Below are 21,610 nucleotides of genomic sequence, written 5' to 3' on the forward strand. Positions count from 1 at the left end.
ATGGCAATAGAACTAAGGAATGTCCAGATTAGTCATATTTCGCTCGTTGACAAAGGTGCAAATGGCCGCACTTTTGCCATTATAAAAGCGGAAGGAGATCCAACGATAGAAAAGCAAGTTTCTATCTTGAAGCACGATGAAGAGAAACGGCTCGTCACTGGTGTTGTTTACGAACCCAATGTTCCCGACAGCCATGGAGAATTCATGACCGCAGATGAAATCGAGAAGACAGCGCATCAGTTTATGAAAGATGCCCGCAATGTAGACTTAGCCCATAATTTTGCCAGCGGGTATGGCGAGGTAATCGAGTCATACGTTGCGAAATCGGATCATTATGTCGGAAACCAGCTCGTAAAAAAGGGCTCATGGGTCGCTTCCGTTTATGTCATCGATGATGATGCTTGGCATCGGATTAAAAAAGGGGAAATCACCTCTTTTAGCATGGGGGGCTTTGGTGAACGCGTCGTGAAAAGCGAGGAAGAACAGAAAAGCATTGTCGCTGCTATTGTAGAAGGAATCAAGAAAGTTCTTTCCACTTCAAAAAGCGAGGAAGATGATGCTGACAATGTATCTTCTGCTTGCAGGGAGGAGTTCGCTGCATTTGCAGCTATTTATAATGAAGAGCTGTCTTCTAAAGCTCCGAACTTCGACCGTCTCGTTACAGCTGCTCAGAAGATGGAGGCGGCATTTCTGGAGATCGAAAAGCACGGAGCATTACCGAAACAGGATGAGGAAAAACGTAAAAATGCCATTAAAAAAACAGCATTAGAGGAGGTAATCGCTTTGACAGAGGAACAATTGCAAGCAGTTATTAGAGAGGCGCTCGAACCAATTCAGGAGCGCTTAACAATGCTTGAAGATAAAATAGGCGCACCAGATGAAACAGAAGAGATTAAAAAAGAACATCTCACGGCCGCATTACGAGCTGTGATGAAAGCAGAAATGGCGCCAATTAACGAGCGCATCGAGCGTATGGAGAGATTAAAAGGCATTAAAAAATCAATGTATACATCAGGAGAAGGCCAAGAAACATCCGTATGGTCTGGATTACTGTAAAGAAGGAGGAAGAACGTGATGGCAAAGACGAATCAAGAAATATTAAAAACGATCACAACTGGTGATTTGAAATCCCCTGGGGCAGGCTACTTGAATCCATATCAAGCCGATAAATTTTTGCGAATGGCATATGAAGCGACGCCATTTAACAAGTTGCATCGCAAAGTCAAACGTACGCAGAAAAAAGGTGAAATTGATAAAATCGCGATTGGCGGCCGTTTGCTGCGAAAGAAAACGGAAAACACCGATGATGGATACCGTGCTGATGTTCAAACAGCAAAAATTGAATATAGTACGGTTCCAATCCGTTTGCCTTGGGAAATCACCGAGGAAACGCTGCGGGAAAATATTGAGGGGGAAAACTTTGAAGATGTTGTCATGGAAATGATGACAACGCAATTTGGCATCGATATTGAAGATTTACATTGGAATGGCGACACAGATTCAAGTGATCCGTTTATTTCCATTAATGACGGATGGCGGAAGAAAATCTTGGCACCAGGGTCGGGCGCTCATCTAATTGATATGAATGCTTCCCCATATCATGGTGTTGGCTTCGGAAAAACAGTACTATTCGGCGCTGTCAATGCGCTGCCAAATAAATATCGCGGCCAGAACTTGCGGTGGTTGATGTCGCCATTAAATCGCATGAAATACATTGAATATATGACACATCGTGCGACTGGCGCTGGTGACAACGCCCTGCTGGCAGCCGGCGCCCAAGTAAATACGCCGCTTGGCTATGAAATTGTGGAAATTCCGCAAATGCCAGATGATATGATCGTTTTATCCGACCCGCAAAACTTTATTGCGGTAAATACGTATGATATTCGGATTCGAAAAACAACCGAAGGCAGAGAAGCCATTATGGAGGATAAACGTTTTTACGTTGTCCATGTCGATGACGATGTGATCATTCAAGAAATGGATGCAATAGCAGTCATTAAAAACGTCGATACAAGTCAATTAGAAACAGTATAGGGAGCAAAGGAAGATGCAAAAGTTAAAACTAACGAAAATAGGCAGCTATAACGGAATTAAAAAAGGTCAGGTCGTAGAATTAGAAAAAGAAGCCGCGGCTTTTTTATTAGCTACTCATTATTTTGAACTTGCCGATAAAGACGAAGCAATTACAGGCTCTTTTACAGAGACGGATGCAATAACAAGTAATGAAGGGAAAAAAATAAAGAAACAAAAATCTCGCACCGCCGCTAAACAGACAGCAAAGAAATTGCAAGCCGAGAACAAGGAAGATTCATCATGTATATAACGGCAGTGGAACTGAGAAGCCGAATCAAGTCTGATCTGCCAGATGAAGTTTTCGAACAAGTCATTGCGGAATCGACGGCCATGATTCACGCCTATTTAGGCTGTAAACCTGCCAATCCAATGACGGAAACGATGAAGGTTGACCGTAAGGCATGGCTCACATTTGAGCCTGCTTCCATTATCAGTATAAGAGATACGCGAAAAAACGTCGTAGTTCATCCAAGTAGATACGAGTTCATTTATCGCATCGTGGAAGGGCTTCGACCAGGGCGATATGAAATTGCATATGAAATCAAGCATTTTGAGGATATGATGGCTGTCATTCGCGGCGTCTGTGCAGACTTGTCCGCCTTTTTTATCATGCAAAACAACGAGACTGCAGACGGAGTCGATCTGAAGAGCGAGAAGATAGGAGACTATCAATATGTCCGTGGCTCGGTATATGAGGATGTCGATAGTAAAAGGGTGTTCGTGCGAACGACACTTGATAGATTGAGCAGTTATATTGGTGTGAAAGCGGCTGTTGCCCTATGAGTTTCCAACGCTTGCTAAATGAGACAATGGCGATAGTCCGAAAAAAACGAGTGAAGAATCCTGTTGGAGGATGGACAGAAACTGACATGCAAATCGCTGCAGACACTCCTTGCCGTCTATCAAGCGTCAGCTCTGCCCGCGTCGGTAATCAACAAAAAATTGAACAGCAAAGAGAAAACTACGAAGCCGATCATGTGATCTTTTGTTTACCTGATGTAGATATTCAAGAAGGGGATCAAGTGGCGATTCGCGATCAGTTATTTGAAGTAACTGGTTGGTTCGAACCTTCACTTAAACGCCATCATCTTGAAATTCCAGTGCTGCGAAAGAGGAGGGATGAAGCATGAGCTTCCATATCACATATAAAAATGATATTTCAAAAGCCATCAATGGGATCAAAGAAGAAATGGAGGAAAGGCTCAAAAAAGCATCTATCCATTTTGTAAAGGAAACACAGAAGAAACTATCACGGGAACATTCTGGAAGTAAAACGCAAAGAGCTACAGCAGGAGAAGCGACGGCAGCTCAATTCGAAGCACTTAAAAGCAGCATGCAATATCAGATAAACGATGACGAAGAGCAGCTCATCAGTGCGATCGGAACAGATAGCGAAATTGCTCCATCTGTAGAATATGGAACGAGCAGCATGGCTGCCCGCCCTTTTTTTCATCCTGTGAAAGAAGAGCAGTTGCAGACAATAAAAGACTTGCTTGCTGGTAAGAAAACATGATCAACGTCTTAAGTAAATTAAATGAGCTGATCACAACGGATGAGCATGTCCAATCCCATTTCGACGTTCCTGTTGCAGAAAGGATCGCGTTTGGTGCTGCTCCAGAAGCGTTCGCCATGCCCTATATCATACTCGGCACACAATCAAACGTTCAGGAAGATCCTGGCATTAACGATCGAATGATCTATCACGTTGATGTATATGTAGATAGAGGCGATATCGTACTGGCAGACTGGATTGTAAAGAGCATTGAAAAAGCGCTGCATTTTAAAAGATTGCAAGCAATAGGAATTGGTATTTTTCGCGAAAGTAAAGTTGTCATACCTGATAACCCAGGCATCGTGCACATTCATATGAAATTTTTGGTTCGTCACTTTAGAACGGACCTTTTTTCACACATCTAACTACTCTAGAGGTAAGTGATGGGAAGTGAGAAACGGGAAGAGAGGACTTTGATCTTATCTCTTCCTTTTGTTTTAATCAATGTCTGGTTGTTTCGGGCCGGCAGGATAAGGAAAGCTTCTTGAATCAGCATCGCACGAAGAAAAAGCGGTTTTCTTTTTCGAGGACGCCTGCGATCTTAGTCTTTGTTCTACTTCTTATCAGTGGAGAATGAGAGGAAACCCCACTGATAGAAGTACACTTTATTTGAGGAGGGATTTTTTTATGGCATATCAAATGCTGACAGGGATTACAAAAGATACACCTAAAAACTTAGCGATTGGGCCAGGAATGGTGATGATTGATTTTTCATCTCCTGATCCTGGCAAATGGGGTACATCCCTTGGAGCGACTAAAGGCGGCAATAAATTTAACTTAGAAACAGAATGGCATGTTGCAGAACCTGATGGCTTGTTAGGTCCTGTGCTTGGGATGCGGTGGTTGACAAAGATGGTTCCATCTATTGAAGTGAATTTGATGGAAATGACAAAAGAGTCGTTTATGGCTGCACTTCCTGGTTCCGTCTTCAAGACTTGTCCAGATGGAAAATATGAAGTTGTAGGACATGAAGGAGAGGTATTTCCATCGCAATTTAGAAATGTTGCGTTGATTGGCAATATTACCGGGAAAAAAGAGCCTGTTATTATTGGAATTCGAAATGCAATGGCTGTTGATCCAGTAGAAATCAATATGGGAACAGGGAAGGAAGACGTTGTCTTAAAAGTAAAATTTGTTGGCCACTTTGCCCCTGAAAATCCTTACGATGTCCCTTATTGCATTTATTATCCGCTTGAGGAGTTGGCTGGATTTGAAGGTGCGCCTGATCCATGTGGATGTACTAAACAAGATGAGATAGGTGATCTTGATGATTACAGACTAGATGGCGCCATCATTGCACCTGAAGCAGACCCACCTGAGGGTAATTATCATGGAACACAAAGTATCAAACTGATAACAACTGAGCCAAATTCAAAAATTTACTATGTGTTAAACGATAAACCGGGAGAGGCTGGTCCTACACTAACAAGTAGTGTTTACACAAAGCCAATCTCTTTATCAGAATCGAAAGTGATTTCTACTGTCATTGTAACGAATGACAATAGACGTTCCCCTGTTTACGAATTTAATTATATTATTGGCAAGGAGTGATTTTTATGGAAAAAATGATGCGAGTAGCAAAAACAATCGAAGTAGAAGGAAAAGAGTACGACGTCCGTAAGTTAACAAATGCGGACGTTTTTTCATGCTTATCGATGCTTGGAAAAATTGGTGCGGAGGCATTTGCTGATTTGAATGTGGAAGAACAGGACGACGTGAAGGAGGCAGGCTTCAACCTCTTTATGCGTTTAGTCGGATCAGAAAGCACTGAAAAGGAATTGAATAAATTTTTAGGATCATTAATCGGCGTAAGCGGAGATGCATTTCGGGAAATGCCGCCATATGTGATGACCGAAATTATGGAAATGGTGCTGGAAGATGAAGGTATGAAGCGTTTTTTGGACAGTGGCAAGGCACTAACAGTGCTGATCAGCAACCTTCGCAAGAAAAAATAGAAGAGGCTATCTATTCGGCAATCGATGAAATCCAGATGCGTTACAGCTGGACAGATGAATACGTACTGAACTTGCCTTATGCTCGGACACTTCAACTTACTGAAGTGATTTTGGCGAAAAAGTCACAAGCAGAAAAGCAAAAAGATATTCGCGCAGCGATGATTGCTTACTTAGTGAATCCTCCACAAGAGGATATGAATTTTGAACAATACTTGCATCATTTAGGGATTGGAGAGAAAAAAGTGGATGAATCCACCTTTTCTGATCCGACAACAAGAGAGGAAGCCGAATCAATCGCAGCGAACATTAAAAAGCTTTTCGAAGGAGAGGTGAAGTAGCGTATGTTTGGAGAAGTTTTTCAGCTGTTTGGAACCATTGCTATTAACACAAATGAAGCAATAAAGGACTTGGATCTCTTTTCTCAAAAATTGTCTCAAGTTGCGGCAAGCACCTCGATAGCGGGACTTAAAATAAGCGAATCGTTCCACCTTTCTGGAGAAACGATGCAGCAGACAGCAATGATTTCCAAACAATTGGAACAAGTGGGTGTATTAGCTGTTAAAACAAGTGCAGATTTTGATGACATGATGTCTAGTGTTGCAGCAACATCAAGCGTAATGACGACCAAATTAGTGACACTGCAATCATTCACCAGTGGAATAGGCGCATCTGCAGCAAATAGTACAGAAGAGGCAGCTGATGCGCTTGGTGTTTTAGAAATGTCCGGCATGGGAGCTGAACAAATGTTGGGAGAGCTTCCTAATATGTTTAACCGAACAGCAGCAGGCAGCACCGATCTTACGGGTACTGCTGAAGCGCTTTCTGATAGGATCCAAGTGATCGAATTGCAAGTGAAGCAGGCTGGTGAAACAGCTCATGAGCTTTCAACAGCAATGATGAAGACGAATACAGTCTTGGAAACAATCGCGAAGACGTTCGTATATACAGCCAATATCGCGAGACAATTGAACATTCAATTGAAAGATGTCGTCGCAATGTCAGCAATGATGGCTGAAGCCGGCTTAAAGTGCCAGCAGGCTGGCATGGCAATGAATAATCATTTCAGAAGCTTAGCAGCTCCAACGTTAGAAGCAGCAGCTGCATTGAATGGGCTAAGTATAACCATCATCTCGGCAGAAGGCAGCATGAGCAGCATGCTTTCGACTATGTTGAAGTTGGCGAGTACTTCTCAAAGCTTTTCTACAGCTGCTGTATTCATGCAGAAAGAGGCAATCACTGGCAAAGAAGCGATGCTTGCATGGCTGATGATCGTAAAACTTGCTCCTAGCGAATTCATCAAGTTTTCCGCAGCACTTGCAGCAACTGCTATTTCTGTAAAGGCAGATGCTGACCAAGTAAATAACGGTGTAAATGATGCTTTTACCCGTATGACAGCTGTATTAAACGATGTAAAGCAAGAGATAGATCAAGTTTCAAATCCAATAAAGGATGTTGCGTTTGAGGTAGTAGCCTATTTAGCGAGGGCATTTTCCAACCTTGACAGTGAAACGAAAAATGTCATTCTCACAATTGGTGTTTTTGCAAATGACATCATTCAAACGATCTTTGCTTTAGATTCATTTATAGATAAAGTGAATCAGCTGCTCGATTTTCCAGAAAAAGTAATGAAATTGGTAACTCGATTGTCAAGTGTGACAGGGATACTTGGAAAAGTAGGCGGCGCTATTGCCAACCTTGCTGGATTGTTAACGAATCCTTGGGTCATTGGTATTGCATTAATCGTTAGTTTAATTATTGGCTTAGTTTATATAATCGTTACTAATTGGGACGCGATAAAAGAAGTAACAGAACGAGTTTTTTCAGCTATAGGTGCGTTTCTTTCGAACATATGGGTAAACATCAAAGAATTTATTCTCACAACAGTCGCTAGCATTGTAGAAGATTTAGTGAGCGGAATGGTACGAATACAAACGACCGTTTCTACTGCAATGAATGCAGTTTATAAGATCATATCAAAGACCTGGAACAATGTGTTGAAGACGATAAACAAAGTATTAAAGGCTATTCCAACTGCCATATCAAAACAAATGTCCAAAGCGGTAGTATCATTATCAAAATTTGGTACAAAATTTGCCTCGATTGGTAAACACATTATCAACGGATTGATTAATGGAATGAAATCTAAGATGAAAAGTGTAATGAATACCGTTTCCAATATAGGTGGAAACATAAAACGAGAATTTAAGAAACTTTTTAAAATTAAATCTCCTTCAAAGGTCTTCTTTGAATATGGCCAATTCATTGGCGAAGGGTTAGAAATAGGAATGCAACAGTACTTGCCTAAAATCGAAAATGCAACGAAAGCGATGGCAAACAAAGTGAAAGATGGCTTTGATGCAATCGGGCAATTAGGACTTACCGTTTCTGGAGATGCTGTCGTGGAAGATGGAAGAGAGCCTCTCAGTGAGAATATAATGGGTCAAGGCATCGCAAAAATAGCCGGCAAAATAAAGGAAAGCCTTAGTATGTTAAACCATTTAGGGCTCTCTATTTCAAGAATGCCAAGCAGCGAAATGGCTTTTGCTTCACATGCAAATTTAAGAATAGAAAGACAACCACATTTTTTACAGCAGGTGCAAAACAGCACATATAACCAAGAAACTAGTAAGTCGGTTGTAATTGAAAATGCGAATTTCGAGGTAAACATTGATAAATTAGAAAACGCTGAGGATTTTTATAAATTTCGTCGAACTTTACAAACAGTTGTTGCTGATGATTTATTCGGAGAGGCGGTTAGGAAATTGTAGAGGTGAGTCTGATGTTAAATAAACAATATCAATTTAGGCAGTTATATAGAAGGTTCGTAAATTTTGTTGATGAACCAGAAGTGATTGAGTTTCCAAAAAAGCATGAGGCTACCTACCACCATGTTTACCCTGGGTGGCTTGCTTTTGATTTTTTTTGCAATGTTGAGATGAATCCTGACGGTGCGTTGCCAAAGGCCAATTTGCTATTTAAAATTGATGGTGTTGAAAAAATGCGCTGGAGAGCAGATTGGCCATGGACTCGATACTATCATTATGTTGATAGCGGTGCACATACCTATACGTTTGAAACGGAAGGATATAAAAAAGGTGATGTTGCGAAAATTCGTCATATCAATGCTACAGAATTTCATCTATGTAGTGAAATAGCGATGATTGAACAGGCCACAATGCCTAAAGGATTGCAGACTGTCAACTCTATTCCAGTTTTAAATGGGTATGACCGTTACCAATCTTCTAGTATTCGAGGATGTGAGCAAGAATTTACTTGTATAATAAAAGAGACAAAAAATTGGCAACACTTTATGGACAAAATCTTGAATTACTATATTTTAAAAAGCAACGAAGGTCTATATGGAGGAATAATAAAAACCGATGATGTGCAAACGATAAAAAAAGGACACGATTTGTATTTGGTGAAATGTACATTTTTGTCTGATTCTAAGGCAGGTGTAGGGCATTGAGGCCAATAAACCACCAGCTCCTTCAGTTTCTATCGATGAGGCATCAAGTTGCAGAGCGTGAGCCGAGTGCCAGTGTTTTTATCATAAATCCCAATAGTGGAGAACGAATGAGAGTTGATCGCGTTTTTTCTGTTGATCTTGACCGAGATGCCGAAGCGCGGGCTATGAGCTTTCGTTTTTCAGCTGACAACACATCGGGGTGGCTTTCTCCTGATTACGATCCTAAAAAGCTTGATGATGCAGTTATTAATAAGATATTTAATCGTGGGAATCCGTGGGGAAATCCTTGGGCTAGTATGAATGGGAAAAAGATATTCTGGCCTAACACGAAAGTAGAAATACACTTAGGTTATGGGGATGAGCAGTTGCCGCAATTAGTTGGGTATATCGATGACATTCAAATAAATGCTGAATCTGCAACTATTTCAGTACAAGGAAGGTCATTATATAAACGCATCATTGAAGGAACTGCTCCTGAAGAGATTACGTACAAGGATCATTATGCTGAGGAAATCATTGTGGATCTACATAAGCGAGCTGGGGTTCCTATTACTGCCGATCAAATTTTGCTGCCGACTGGCGAACGATATAAAATCAAAGAATTTAAAATTGAACGAGCAGAAGCATGGGAAAGTGCAGTTAGTAAACTGCTAGAGGGGACATATTCGTATATCAAAACGGGTTATGACGGTTCAAGCATTCTAAAACAAATTCCACAATATGACCAAGTTGTGGACAAAGCAGTTCATATTTTAGATGAGGCACACAATCTTACGAAACTAGGGTATAAAATCACGGACTACGATATTTACAACAGATTAACTTTTAAAATTGAAGAAGAAGTTGAAACTGAAGAGGTTGACAAACAGGAAAACGAGGACAAGACAACAAAAATCACTCGCTATGAGTCTTTTGATAATCAAACGTTTAGAGATGTATTTTGCGGAGGCCAGGTTCGAGAAGATATTATAAACATTCCCTGGGCTGATACTTTTGCAAAGCGTGAGTTAGCAGCAAAAGCTTTATTTAGAAAGTTTCGCCAGCGTTATCGAACAATGTCTGTCTCTGCAGTAGGACATCCTGCACTAGAAATTTATGATTTGTGCGGTGTTCGGGATCATATTTCGACTGCGAGTCAACGCTACTACATTAAAGCAATAAGAACTACTTTTTCAGAGCAAGGTTACTTTGATTTGATAGAATTAGAGTTTCCGTAAAGGAGCGATTGCATGATGATTCCTGAGAGTAGGAATTTATACGACCCTATTGTGTATATTTTGAAGCGGTTAAATAAAGAGACAATTGGAAGTGGAAGCAAAGACAATAGTGGAAACTCAGATTCTTGCTGTACATGCTTAGATGTTGATGTTGATCATTTAACACCTGAATGGAAAAGAAATCGAATAACAAAGCTGACAGGTATAAAAGATGGGAAGATCTTATATGAAGTGATGTTTCAATACGGAAAAAATAGATTAATCGAGAAAATCACTTCTATATGTGCAACTGGATACAAAGAGATTGTTACTTTTGAATATCAAAGGTATAAAATCATCAATATACATGTTGAATCGAATGGCGTTAACTCAAAGTTAGATGTCATGAGTAAAAATCATGCTAGAGAAAGATCAATAAATACGATTCATATGATCGACGCGTAGGAGATGACAATTTTGGGGAGATTTAACTCTACTTATATGGTTGATGGCAGGTTGCAATATCCGTTTTTTCCATCAATGCCGGTTCCTTATATTAAAGGAAATAGATTTGAGGTTTCAAATGAAGGGGAGGCAATCAGCGATTCTTATATGATGCCGTTTGATGCTGAATTGACGGGCATCGCAGTAGCTTGCAACAAGTACAATGATGAAGACTATTGGAGTCTCAAAGTTAACGATGAGCTCATTTTAGAAACTATTTACACCAAGGAACTTCCTGAAGGTGTTTTTTTTATGGCTGTTATTCCTGTTAGTAGAGGTGCAGAAATTAAATTTATTTTTAACAATAAAAGTGGTATATCCAAAAGTGTTTGGTATAACTTACAATTTTTAAGAGATTAGGAGGTCAAAACATGCCTTACATCAGAGGAGTTTGGACAGAAGGAAGCTTATTGGAAGATGTTGAAAAAACCATCTCTGAATATGGCTGGAAGAAGGAATTAACATTTAAAAAGGCAGTGATTGCTTTAGATTGGTTTCAACCGCGCCCTTGTCCGAATCCCAGCACTAGTGCAATAAATGCATATCATCATCAACCGATCGCGATTGAAGTCGCTACCCATGCGATCTTCAAATCGCCCTATGGGATGTACTACGGCTTAGCTCGCTGTGCGGGTTTTTCAATAAAAAGACCTGAAATACCTGCAGAGCTGCTTGATGCAGAAGGTCCGTTAGAAGGTTTTGCCCCATGGATATCAAAAATTGCTAAAGGCAGGGAACGATATTCACAGATTATTATGTATATGGCAGAGAAATTGCCAAGCATTGCAGATAACGACGCGATTTCAATTGTTTGGGACAATGATTTACGGCGTGCTGCCCTTGATATTGAAGTGATAGAAACGAGAGTTCAATCTTTGCCTGTTTCATCTAATGGATGCCCTGCTCAAAAGGAAGTGAAGATTGTTGAATCCGATCCAACAGTCTATCAATCACCATTCACTATTGTGAATACTAGAGTACCTACATTAGAAAAAGTGAGTGACAAATACCAAATTGAAACGGAATTTGACGGAAAAGGCACCGTTTATGAAGCGAATTGGTGGCCGGATAGCCAGATTCGATACGAAGGATGGATTGATTCAGAAGATGGATTTATCTTAGTAGCGCAAGCTGATCCTGCAAGTGCGTATGATAAGAATAATGTCCCTTCGTTTCCCTGGTATTGGGGGAAAATTACTCCATTTGATGAAAATGATAAAGGCACGTCAGCAATGTTCGCTGGGACTGCAATCAATACCGAATCTGAGAACTTCGATTATAACAGTACAACGAGACTTCGCCAACAAAGCGACCTATCAATGATGCCGCTTAAAAAGGGGTATCAGCATTATCCAGGAAATGGTATTGACTCCATCACTGTTCATAAGACAAAATTCGGTTCTAAGTATCAAGCTCATTACTTCTCGTGGAGTGCAGATCCGAATAGTATGCCACCCGTTCGTGACAACAAAGGCAGAACGTATCCTGATGCATATAACCAATTTAATACGAGTCCATTCAATTATCAGCACAATCCATCAAGATATAGCAATAAAGTTCATTCAACAGTTCCTTACGTTATGCATCCAGAGGAAGGCCCACGGGGTTATTTAGAAAAGTCCATTTTAATGAACAGCCTTTCACTCAGAAATGGAACGAAATTGAGAAATAGAATTCAAACTTGTCCAGACCTATTTGATGTTTACCGCTTTATTCTACCTACTGCGGTTTCACCGATAACGAAGCGTCCTGGTACAGCGTATAGACCAGCTGGTTTAGGAATTATGATGGAAGAAGGTGTGGAATAATGGCATGGTACGATAGGGAAATCCCTGCTGTCCTGATGGGGGAAGACTTAGGCAGTCAGCTAGAGAAGAACGGATGGAATCTGAGGCTTAAACAGCGCTTGCATAACGGGAAAAACTATGCAGAAGTTAGATTATTTGAATCACAAGGGTCAGATGATGAAATACGTAAACTTGGATTAGTAATTGGCTATAACAAAGACAATCGGCAATATGGAGATCATCAAATGATCCCAAGAGATTCTCCACTTGGAAAAATTGGCGTAGGGGATGGAGAAAAAACTGTATTTAAAATACCGATCTACCCTGTAGATACAACTTTCTTTGATTTGTTCCTAGATACAGTGCACTTAACAGAAAATGACTACACCATTGATGCGGAGAAAGGGATTATCACGTTTAACAATCCTGTTCCTGCGAGTACAGTTATTACGGCTGATTATAAGGCAGCAGATAACGCAATCGAACCAGGCGTAAGCATGACCGTTTTTACTTATCATTTCCTTGCCCCTGTTGACAGTCCTGTTGATGAAGCATTTGGTAGACTAATCGACGTTCAGACAGCAAAATCATTCGATGGTGATTCTCCAACATCGATGATGGATGCAGTCTTTGATCATTATACATTTATGATGCCATCGCCGCCGACAGTTATATCACTGCTAGCAAACAAAGCTGATATGGGACGAGCTTATAAACGTGATTCTTTATTCAAGCATTGGGGGAACATGAATCGTGACCGAGTCATTTTGTTCGCTCGGATTGATGGAGGTGCAAATGCAGATAAAGCTTTCTTTGCGCCATTTTATTTCGGTCGATTGTGGTTATTCGGCGGCGATCATAAACCAATGAGGAATACAGCTATTTTTGGGGGCTGTTCGTCACAAGATGAAATTAAAGCAAAAACATTAGGCAAATCAAATCTTGATTATGGTGAACATACTACAAATGGGAATAGCGGTGTTCAGTTGCATCAATCAATTGGCGGCATCTATTATCAGAGACATTATTTCTCATTCATTACTCATGATATTAGCGCTGAAACTGCTAATGGAGATGCTTCATACAATCCATCAGCATATACTGACAGTTACCACTTATCCAGACTAGCGATCACTCATCCAAACGACGGCAAGGTTGGGCTGGTGGATGATGTGTATGCAACTCACGTAAAGTCACTCAGCCAGTTTGATGAATTGACAGTGGAAGAAGAGGTAAAGCTTGAGTTTATTGGAACAGGGACTGGATCACGACGAGTGTTCCATACACCGCATCGGCCGAAAACTGATTTTAACTTAACAGTCGGATGTCAACAAGTGACCAAATATGTTTTTAACCTTGAGACGAAGGCAATCACGATGGACACTCCACCTGAATCAGGAGATGAAGTTGTGGCCTCTTATGGGTTTAGTCAAATGTACCAGTTCCATGCACCGACTACTCCGATAACACCATTTTTACTAAGTAATTTGACACCATATCATCCTTCTGGAATTGCGATTCTAAAAAAGGTTAACTAAGTTGATAGGGGTGGCGAAAGTGAAACAGACTTTTTATCCACTTACCTTTACCACCCGGTCGCAAGGGAGATATGCCATTTCTTGTGACCTCCAGTTCAAAAATAAGCGCTATGGCATTCTAACGAATAAGTGTGAAGATCATCGCTACGCCATTACATGGAAACCAAAACCGCAAAGGCGGTACCTAATTTCTACCAAACCATGCACACTGACTAGAAGATATGCATTTGAATGCTGGCCTCAATTAACATGGTCAGAATTGAATTTGCAATTTCTAATCACTGTTGATCCTCACTGTGAGTTTGAAACAAATATTGAAAGGTTTTCGCCGATTAAACTTGAAAGAGAGATTGACATTGTCGTAGCATCGTCAATGACATTTAAGAAAAAGGATAACATTAATGAACTCAACCTTGGTCGGACATCAGCAATGTTTCCTTCAGATAAGCACATTGAAATCATCGAGCAGCATCCATTTCAAACGTCTCATGCCCTTCTTTATATTCAAAAAGGCGTAAAAACTAAAATACCCAATGAAATCAAGATGGAAATCGACCGTGCGGCAGATTCAGCATTACCGAATGCGGAGCTGGAAACGAAGATAGAAACGCAATACGAGGAAACGCTACAGATTTCTGAAGATGTGCTAATCGAACAATGGGAAGAGATAGGTGCTAACCATCACGAAAGTGTAGCCATCGAGAACTTAAATGAAATTAACTTTCCGTTCGAACACGATACCGAAATAGTAGAGATATCCGCAGTGGATAAAATACCTGAAATAGAAGTCAATATTGGAGAGTCTTCTAAAGTAAGACTACCTGATCGATTCATTCAAATTGACAAATTAGTAATTCCAGATCGTAAGGATACTGTCGGAATTCAAATGGAACAAGTCGAGAAGGTAAATGGTAAATTATTTGCATTTGATTTGCATTGTGAAAAGGGAATGCATAGCTTTAAGGAATTTATATTAGGAATGAATGTAGAAAAAAGTGCGGCAAGTGGGTTAGTAACGATAGAAAACCTTGATAATCGTGAATTTCCTTTATCGGCAAGAATGTCCACAAATATTGCTGTTATTCTTAACGAACTAGAGCAATCATCAATAGAAACTAGTGATCAACTGATGAATTGCAGGCCTATTTATGGGAACCTAATGACTGAAAATGAGATGAAATTACTGTCTCCTACATGGGGTAAATTCGCTACGGCATTCTTCATAAAACAAGCGATTCCCAGATGGGGAACCTTTGACAAATCCTTAAATGTCTACTCTCATTCTCTTCAGAATGGTCAAGTATTCACATCATTCGACCTATATAAGGAGATGCCAGCATGGGCGCAATCGGAAACCCAACGGATTGCTTATCTAGACAAGCCGCAACGAAGTGCAATTACTGCGGTTTATAACAGTATTTTGCTGCCAACAGAGAAGGGAATGATAAACCGCAGCTTCATCACTGACCCTGACGAACCCGATTATGGGAAGTTTATTTCGACATTCGAAATTTTAAAACAAATTTATCATTTAGGAAAGGACTCACCAACGGCTGCTGTAAAGCTGGACAACCCTCATTTGGCTCAATTTATTACAACACACTCATTGCATTTAGGGAAACCTAGCGGAGTTGAATGGGTACCGCCAAACTTGACGTTGCAACTTGAACAACCAACTTGGGCTGACCTGATTACCTTTTTCTACACGTATTTAGACCCAATGATCGTGAATAAACTTCCGAAACTACCGTCAGAAGAACGGAAACGAATTTGGCTGATAATGGGGAGACCGTATTTTTGGAGTGGCTGGAATTGGAGAAAAACGAGGTGATAACTTGCGATTGTATAGACATTCAAGTGGATTGATCTTTGAAGATCAATTCAATCAACAGCTTGATCCGAAATGGATAGCATCCCCTTCTAAGTTTGTAACATGGCAAGAAAGAAAGGGATTTGCACGACTAAATCGAAATATGAATGATGTATTTCTGCTCATGCAAACTCCAGAGCAGGAAAATTTCATCATGGAAGTGGATGCTGACTATGTCCCGATAAGAGAAAGCGACTTTGGGGGTCTGCTTGTTTGGAAGAATGATAAAGAAAGACTGGAATTTTTAGAAACGGCCGATACTACTGAAACTGAATATTCAAGGTGGAGAGTATCTAAAAATGGTGGCCAATATCATTTTAGTGCATATAAGAACGGTTCTTGGGAGTTAATTGATAGTGCAACACTAGATTCCAAAAAAATAGGAATTGTAGCAAAGGGAGCAACAGGTGCGTTGCTCCCTATTGATGTTGAAAGAGTAACGCTAACATCATCTGATTTGCTCACCGTTACGAATCTTGACCCTGGCTCTACAGTAAACGTTTATATAGAAGAAAAGTTATATCAATCACAGACGCTTGATGGGCAGCAAATAGGGGTTCAATTTAAACTAGACTCCCTTCATATCAATGCAAAAATTGAAATTTTAAAAGGAGAGGAGGTAATTGATTCCTTAACAGGTGTCTTTTATGGCGGAGATGTACTCCAATATGGAACCTTTTTAGAACTACATCATGAAGGTAAACATTTAGACCGTGTTGACCTAAATTTTATGAAACAACTATGCGATAGGAATGGAGCGCAGCTGAGAATTTACAATCCTAACACAGTACCAGCTAAAAACATCCAAGTGACAGTGCAGCAATTTAAAGATAGGTTTGGGTACGAACAAGTCAAACTTTCTTATACGACAAATCCACTTCATGATGTAACCGAACTATCCTTTGCATCTATCGAACCAGGTGAATACGTTGACTTTATGATGAAGGTAGAACTGCAGAATGATACAATCGGCATCGATCTGCCGACATTTTATATTGATATCAATCACGAGTAGGAGATGATCATATGGCAGGAACTAAAATGATTCTAAGGAAATACAAATCTTCTACCAATTACTTAGGGTTGAAACATCTGGAAAAAGTTAATATTGTTGCACCTTTTCAATATACCATTAAATTGGACCACTCACTCCTTATGAAAGATATTGCAGTCTCTGTCTTTGAATATGTTGGAAATCGCGTTTTGCATGATACTGTCACATTTAACAATGAAGACAAGGTTCATTTTGATTCCAATCATCAATTTGTAACCTTAGACAGTCGTTTAAGGTTGCAAGAAAACTATAAATATGAATTCACCTCCATTGAGGAGCGAGAAGATTACGCATTATTTGAAAGTGAAGAAATCGACTTGAACAATTTTGTTGACTTCGAATTTTTACGTGCAACGGAAGAGGATGTACAGCTGAAAGCGCTGCCTCGAGCACAGGTTATCACTCAGAAAAACGATGTTGATTTAAGCGGTGTTAAGTTTATAGAAGAGATCAATTGGCAAGTTGATACAAAGAAATTAGGAGAATGTCTTATTGCTCTAAGCTTTGACGAGGGCAGGACTTGGTACGGTCTTCATGAATCATCATGGATAGAGCTAGACATCTTTGATATACATGCCTTTTATAAAAATGGTATTGATGCTAAAAATCTTCATGAGATTAACGGCACCAAATACCATCTTATTCGTGAGAGTAGTGATAAGTTAAGGTTTGCATTTTTGATCAACAGGCCTTCATTTGATGATCAAGCTAGCAGTTCTTCTATAAAAATATATACATCCCATGCAGGTGAATATATCGTTGCAGATACAAAAAAATATCAATATCGTTATGATGTTGAGAGTAAGACGTTGGTATTTAATTTTAACGAAGCGGGCACATACAGTTTTAATTATGTAGATAGGTAAATAGATAAAGCGGATAAGTTAAGAGATGGATTAGCAACACATTAGATAAAGAAAGGAGTAGGTTATGATTGAAAATCTATGACGCTGGCAAGGTAAAAAGGGCAACTGTTACAACAGAGGAAACAATCTTTGAATTCGAAAAAGCGCAAAGCGGAATCGATATTATCAATTACGGTCCTGGCAATGTCGTGTTTGCTTTAGATAAAGCAGCTTCCTTTGAGAATGTCGATAATATTAAATTAAAAAAAGGCGTCGCTTACGAGTCAAGGCCAGTAAAAAGTGTTAAAAGCATTCATCTTGTAAGCGATGATGAAGCCGAGGTCCAGATCGAGGTGGTGAGGTAATGGGATTCAGACAAGTGATAGGAGGGAATGGAGAAGGCCCAATCAGTGCTGACGATGTTATTGAAACTCGCCAAAAGCAATTCCTTTCAGCTGATAAAAAAGCGCAAATTGATGTCAATACAAGCGATGTTCAATCGGTACTGGAGAGGATATCATCATTAGAAGAAAATGGCGTTATTGGGGAATCTGATGGTCGTATCAAGGTTCATCATGAAGATATGCTAGGATTCCTTGAAGAAAAAATTGACAATGACACAATTCAACTTAGAAATAATAAATTATCTGTCGCTCTTTTGTCAGACTTATTGGCGACTATTGAAGAAATCAATCAGCTTCAAGGCGTTACAGGCAATGTGCAAGCACAAATAGACGCTTTATCAAACATCGGTAATTTTACACAAAGTGTTGCTAGCTTTGGGGAATTAATGACGATTAAAGACATGCAAGCAAATGATATGGTTATCGTTTTATCTGATGAAGCCAAAGAAGATAAGTCGACCATCTACATTTATACAGGTTCATCTTGGCAATTTTCGGGAGAATTTAAAGGCGGTGAGATTAGAGATTTTAAGGAAAAACCTTTGGATATCAATGCAGAAACAAAAGGAATGCTTCAAAAAGGACGCTATGAATCTCCTGAATCTCAAGAAGTATCATACTCAGATCCTAATGGTCAGATGAAATCTAAGAATGTGAGAGATGCTTTATCAGAGCTTTTTCAGCTTGCCAATAGTTTTAAACAAGGTGTCGTAAGCACTATTGGCTTACCATTACAAAATAACGACACTAGAGAAGAAATACTGTCAAAAATTCAGCAGATAAAAACCACGTTAGCATCCAATTTGATGGGTAAAGGAGTTATTGCTTATCCATACAACACATTAAATGAGATGGTAAATAAGGTTAAAAGTATTCCAAATGTGACCATTGGAGGCAATCTTAAAAAGATTACTAAGCTTAATATTGAAGCCCCATATGAACATACGATTACATTAGAGCAGCCTTTAAAAATAGAAGATGTTGCTGTTTCAGTGCTGGAGTATGTTGGGGATGAAGTAGGCGTTACTCACTATGAAGCAGAATATAACAACGGTGAATCAGAGAACTTTGATTACGATAAACGGTTTGTGCAATTTGACGGTCATATGAAGCTAAAAGAAAATCACAGGTATGTGTTAACCTCAATTGAAAAAGTCGAAGAAGATTATGAGTTACTTGAAAGTGAAGAGATTAATTTAAATGACTATGTTGATTTTGGTAATTTAAGCGTAGATAATGATGTGACATTAACAGCGCTACCGCATACTCAAATTATTAAAGCTAGTGGTGATATTGTCATCGCTGGCGTTGAATCAATTGATAAAATGGAATTGATCAATGAATCAAAAAGCAATGGACAAGCATTACTAGCCATTTCGTTTGATAGCGGTGCTTCTTATCATGCTTATAAACAAGGAAAGTGGATTGTAGTTAATGTTAATAGTGTTACCGACTTTCTTCAAAAGGGAATGAACAAAGATGAGGTTAACAAACTTAGTAATGCACATTTAAGAGAATTACGTGGGGAAAGCAATGATATGAGGTTTTCCTATTTATTATCAAGGGATGCTTTTAGTGATGTGGCTTATAACGATAAACTAAAAATTGTCGTAACGATGCAGGGATACAATGTTATTGCTGATACGAAGAAATATAATTATAGCTACGATGCTGGAAGCAGAACGTTGACTTTTCAGTTTAATGATAGTGGTACGTATACTTTTAATTATGTGGATGGTGAATAGAAGTGAAGGAAGTTACGTGGAATCCAAATGATGTGCAGGGCAGCCCTGTATTGTCGAATGAGAATCTGACTGTGAAAATAAGAGGCGGTGTGCCCAAAGAATCAATAAGAGCGACCGAAGGAAAAGATAAAGGTAAATGGTACTGGGAAGTAAAATTTGATAGTACAAGTGACACACCAGACAGATTTCCAGCGTATATTGGGATACTTGATGGTTCATTGCATCCTCCCTTTGTAACTACTCATGAGAGTTTTAGAGCCTATTACCCATTTGTTGGCGGTAGGAAATATCCAGGGAGCGCCGCTTATGGAGAGGATTGTGAAGTTGGGGATATAGTAAGCACTCTCTTAAACTTAGACGAAGGAAATTTAGAGTTCTGGAAAAATGGTAAACGTATGGGAATTTCTCATACGGATTTGCATGAAATAAAAGGTGAAAAATTCCCTGTTTTAGCCACTGGATTCGGATCAAATACAGATTTTATCACAGTGACTGCTAATTTTGGTACTGCTCCATTCCGATATAAGATGCCTGATGGATACAAACCGTATAACCATTCACAAGATATGAAAATAAAAATTATAACGATGAAGTTATGAAAATAAGTCTAAGTACACCAACACTTAAAATTCACAAGTGTTGTTTTTTTATTTTATCAAAGGAGAGATGTTTCAGTATCTTCTGTTGGGTGGAACGGTAAGCAGGCTATTTTGAATGGAAGTATCGTAAATGGAATGCTGATTGGGACTAAAGCTTATGCTCCTGTACGTAATATTGCTTTTAGGATATAAGATTTCTTGGGACGGAAAGATCAATACAGTCTATGTTTCTAAATAATTACAATAAAATTGCTCTTTTAGAGAGGTGAAATTGAATGGCAGAGCCAGCAACAACAGGTAAACGATGTAAAAGAATAGAAGATATGCAGATTGGAGATTATATAAAAGTTCACGGCATTAATAATAAAGGCTATTTTAGCGGAGATGCGGGTAGAAGCGAACTGCCGCTACCATACACTCAAATACCCCAATCACTCGACCGCAGTAATAATTTTTATTTTTACGCTGTAAAGGTAGCTAAAGGACTTTTAGTTGCGGATAGAGTAATAGTTACCATCAAATCAATATCGTGGAGCTACTTTAATACAAAAATGCTTATGCAAGGACATTTACAACCAGATCCGTTTGATGGAAGAACTAAAATATTTGTCCGATCATTGACAGGCGGGGTGGCTTATGCAGATCAAAATGGGAATAAATCAAAGAGAGGATATGAAGGTGGAGGTAGATACGGAAGTGTTTTCGGGGCATGGCCTACAAATAATGAATGGGACAGGTTCATTGTTAATTTCCCCTTAAATAAAGTACAAAAAGGTAAAACATTAGATGATGTATTCCATTGGACGCTTGCTTCGACACTGTGTCAAGACACTACAGGGACTGACGAGTTTATTTATATTGATGGAAATCCTCCTACAGGGAACTCTAAGAACACTAAAATTACGAGAGGAGATAGATCATCATTAAAAGCTTTAAATAGATTTGATCTGAATTATGTAGGATCTATCATTAACGGGTTTAGGCCAGTCTTTGAATATAGAGAATAGAGGTGAATA

At 39.5% G+C, this 21,610-nt stretch carries 24 protein-coding genes; all 24 read left to right on the top strand.

Going from position 1 to position 21,610, the window contains the following annotated elements; translation table 11 throughout:
- The 24 genes from J2S08_RS12810 (at position 1) to J2S08_RS12925 (ending at position 21,601) form a co-directional block, all read left to right on the top strand.
- Positions 1 to 1,056 (top strand): XkdF-like putative serine protease domain-containing protein, encoded by a 1,056-nt coding sequence (locus tag J2S08_RS12810; RefSeq protein ID WP_307230094.1) that lies wholly within the window; start codon positions 1 to 3, stop codon positions 1,054 to 1,056.
- A gap of 18 nt (positions 1,057 to 1,074) precedes the next feature.
- Positions 1,075 to 2,037, top strand: coding sequence for a phage major capsid family protein (locus J2S08_RS12815; RefSeq protein WP_307230096.1), 963 nt, complete (start codon positions 1,075 to 1,077; stop codon positions 2,035 to 2,037).
- Between the two features lie 13 nt (positions 2,038 to 2,050).
- Positions 2,051 to 2,326: a hypothetical protein gene (locus tag J2S08_RS12820; protein ID WP_307230097.1), complete on the top strand. Its 276-nt coding sequence runs from the start codon at positions 2,051 to 2,053 to the stop codon at positions 2,324 to 2,326.
- Positions 2,317 to 2,859, top strand: a complete 543-nt coding sequence (locus J2S08_RS12825) for a hypothetical protein (protein ID WP_307230099.1) — start codon at positions 2,317 to 2,319, stop codon at positions 2,857 to 2,859. Before J2S08_RS12820 ends, J2S08_RS12825 begins: the two co-directional genes overlap by 10 nt.
- Positions 2,856 to 3,206 carry a phage head completion protein gene (locus J2S08_RS12830; RefSeq protein WP_307230101.1) on the top strand — a complete coding sequence of 117 codons (351 nt, stop codon included), beginning with the start codon at positions 2,856 to 2,858 and terminating at the stop codon, positions 3,204 to 3,206. Before J2S08_RS12825 ends, J2S08_RS12830 begins: the two co-directional genes overlap by 4 nt.
- Positions 3,203 to 3,589, top strand: coding sequence for a hypothetical protein (locus tag J2S08_RS12835; RefSeq protein ID WP_307230103.1), 387 nt, complete (start codon positions 3,203 to 3,205; stop codon positions 3,587 to 3,589). Before J2S08_RS12830 ends, J2S08_RS12835 begins: the two co-directional genes overlap by 4 nt.
- The gene (locus J2S08_RS12840; RefSeq protein WP_307230105.1) at positions 3,586 to 3,993 is read left to right on the top strand and encodes a hypothetical protein; all 408 of its coding nucleotides are present in this window, start codon (positions 3,586 to 3,588) and stop codon (positions 3,991 to 3,993) included. Before J2S08_RS12835 ends, J2S08_RS12840 begins: the two co-directional genes overlap by 4 nt.
- Before the next feature lie 262 nt (positions 3,994 to 4,255).
- Positions 4,256 to 5,179 carry a chitobiase/beta-hexosaminidase C-terminal domain-containing protein gene (locus J2S08_RS12845; RefSeq protein WP_307230106.1) on the top strand — a complete coding sequence of 308 codons (924 nt, stop codon included), beginning with the start codon at positions 4,256 to 4,258 and terminating at the stop codon, positions 5,177 to 5,179.
- A 5-nt stretch (positions 5,180 to 5,184) separates the two neighbouring features.
- The gene (locus tag J2S08_RS12850) at positions 5,185 to 5,583 is read left to right on the top strand and encodes a hypothetical protein (RefSeq protein ID WP_307230108.1); all 399 of its coding nucleotides are present in this window, start codon (positions 5,185 to 5,187) and stop codon (positions 5,581 to 5,583) included.
- Between the two features lie 35 nt (positions 5,584 to 5,618).
- Positions 5,619 to 5,921 (top strand): hypothetical protein, encoded by a 303-nt coding sequence (locus J2S08_RS12855; protein ID WP_307230110.1) that lies wholly within the window; start codon positions 5,619 to 5,621, stop codon positions 5,919 to 5,921.
- A 3-nt stretch (positions 5,922 to 5,924) separates the two neighbouring features.
- Positions 5,925 to 8,351, top strand: coding sequence for a phage tail tape measure protein (locus J2S08_RS12860; protein WP_307230111.1), 2,427 nt, complete (start codon positions 5,925 to 5,927; stop codon positions 8,349 to 8,351).
- 11 nt (positions 8,352 to 8,362) lie between these two features.
- Positions 8,363 to 9,052, top strand: a complete 690-nt coding sequence (locus J2S08_RS12865) for a hypothetical protein (protein WP_307230113.1) — start codon at positions 8,363 to 8,365, stop codon at positions 9,050 to 9,052.
- Positions 9,049 to 10,269: a M48 family metallopeptidase gene (locus J2S08_RS12870; RefSeq protein ID WP_307230115.1), complete on the top strand. Its 1,221-nt coding sequence runs from the start codon at positions 9,049 to 9,051 to the stop codon at positions 10,267 to 10,269. Before J2S08_RS12865 ends, J2S08_RS12870 begins: the two co-directional genes overlap by 4 nt.
- Positions 10,270 to 10,281: 12 nt before the next feature.
- Entirely contained in the window at positions 10,282 to 10,713 is a 432-nt protein-coding gene (locus J2S08_RS12875) for a hypothetical protein (RefSeq protein WP_307230117.1), read from the top strand.
- 12 nt (positions 10,714 to 10,725) lie between these two features.
- Entirely contained in the window at positions 10,726 to 11,112 is a 387-nt protein-coding gene (locus tag J2S08_RS12880) for a Low copy number virion structural protein (protein WP_307230120.1), read from the top strand.
- An 11-nt stretch (positions 11,113 to 11,123) separates the two neighbouring features.
- Positions 11,124 to 12,560 carry a hypothetical protein gene (locus tag J2S08_RS12885; protein WP_307230121.1) on the top strand — a complete coding sequence of 479 codons (1,437 nt, stop codon included), beginning with the start codon at positions 11,124 to 11,126 and terminating at the stop codon, positions 12,558 to 12,560.
- Positions 12,560 to 14,077, top strand: coding sequence for a hypothetical protein (locus J2S08_RS12890; RefSeq protein WP_307230123.1), 1,518 nt, complete (start codon positions 12,560 to 12,562; stop codon positions 14,075 to 14,077). The genes J2S08_RS12885 and J2S08_RS12890 overlap by 1 nt, the downstream gene beginning before the upstream one ends.
- A gap of 19 nt (positions 14,078 to 14,096) precedes the next feature.
- On the top strand, positions 14,097 to 15,908 hold the full coding sequence (locus J2S08_RS12895; RefSeq protein ID WP_307230125.1) for a hypothetical protein: 1,812 nt from the start codon (positions 14,097 to 14,099) through the stop codon (positions 15,906 to 15,908).
- 4 nt (positions 15,909 to 15,912) lie between these two features.
- Positions 15,913 to 16,962, top strand: a complete 1,050-nt coding sequence (locus tag J2S08_RS12900; protein WP_307230127.1) for a hypothetical protein — start codon at positions 15,913 to 15,915, stop codon at positions 16,960 to 16,962.
- A gap of 11 nt (positions 16,963 to 16,973) precedes the next feature.
- Positions 16,974 to 17,867, top strand: coding sequence for a hypothetical protein (locus J2S08_RS12905; RefSeq protein WP_307230128.1), 894 nt, complete (start codon positions 16,974 to 16,976; stop codon positions 17,865 to 17,867).
- 68 nt (positions 17,868 to 17,935) lie between these two features.
- Complete coding sequence (locus tag J2S08_RS12910) at positions 17,936 to 18,211, top strand: hypothetical protein (RefSeq protein WP_307230129.1); 276 nt, start codon at positions 17,936 to 17,938, stop codon at positions 18,209 to 18,211.
- On the top strand, positions 18,211 to 19,995 hold the full coding sequence (locus tag J2S08_RS12915; protein ID WP_307230130.1) for a hypothetical protein: 1,785 nt from the start codon (positions 18,211 to 18,213) through the stop codon (positions 19,993 to 19,995). The genes J2S08_RS12910 and J2S08_RS12915 overlap by 1 nt, the downstream gene beginning before the upstream one ends.
- 2 nt (positions 19,996 to 19,997) lie before the next feature.
- Complete coding sequence (locus tag J2S08_RS12920; protein WP_307230132.1) at positions 19,998 to 20,594, top strand: SPRY domain-containing protein; 597 nt, start codon at positions 19,998 to 20,000, stop codon at positions 20,592 to 20,594.
- 275 nt (positions 20,595 to 20,869) lie between these two features.
- Entirely contained in the window at positions 20,870 to 21,601 is a 732-nt protein-coding gene (locus J2S08_RS12925; RefSeq protein ID WP_307230134.1) for a hypothetical protein, read from the top strand.
- Positions 21,602 to 21,610 lie beyond the last annotated feature (9 nt).

Source organism: Bacillus chungangensis (assembly GCF_030812995.1).
Taxonomy (GTDB): Bacteria; Bacillota; Bacilli; order Bacillales; family Bacillaceae_C; genus Bacillus_CF; species Bacillus_CF chungangensis.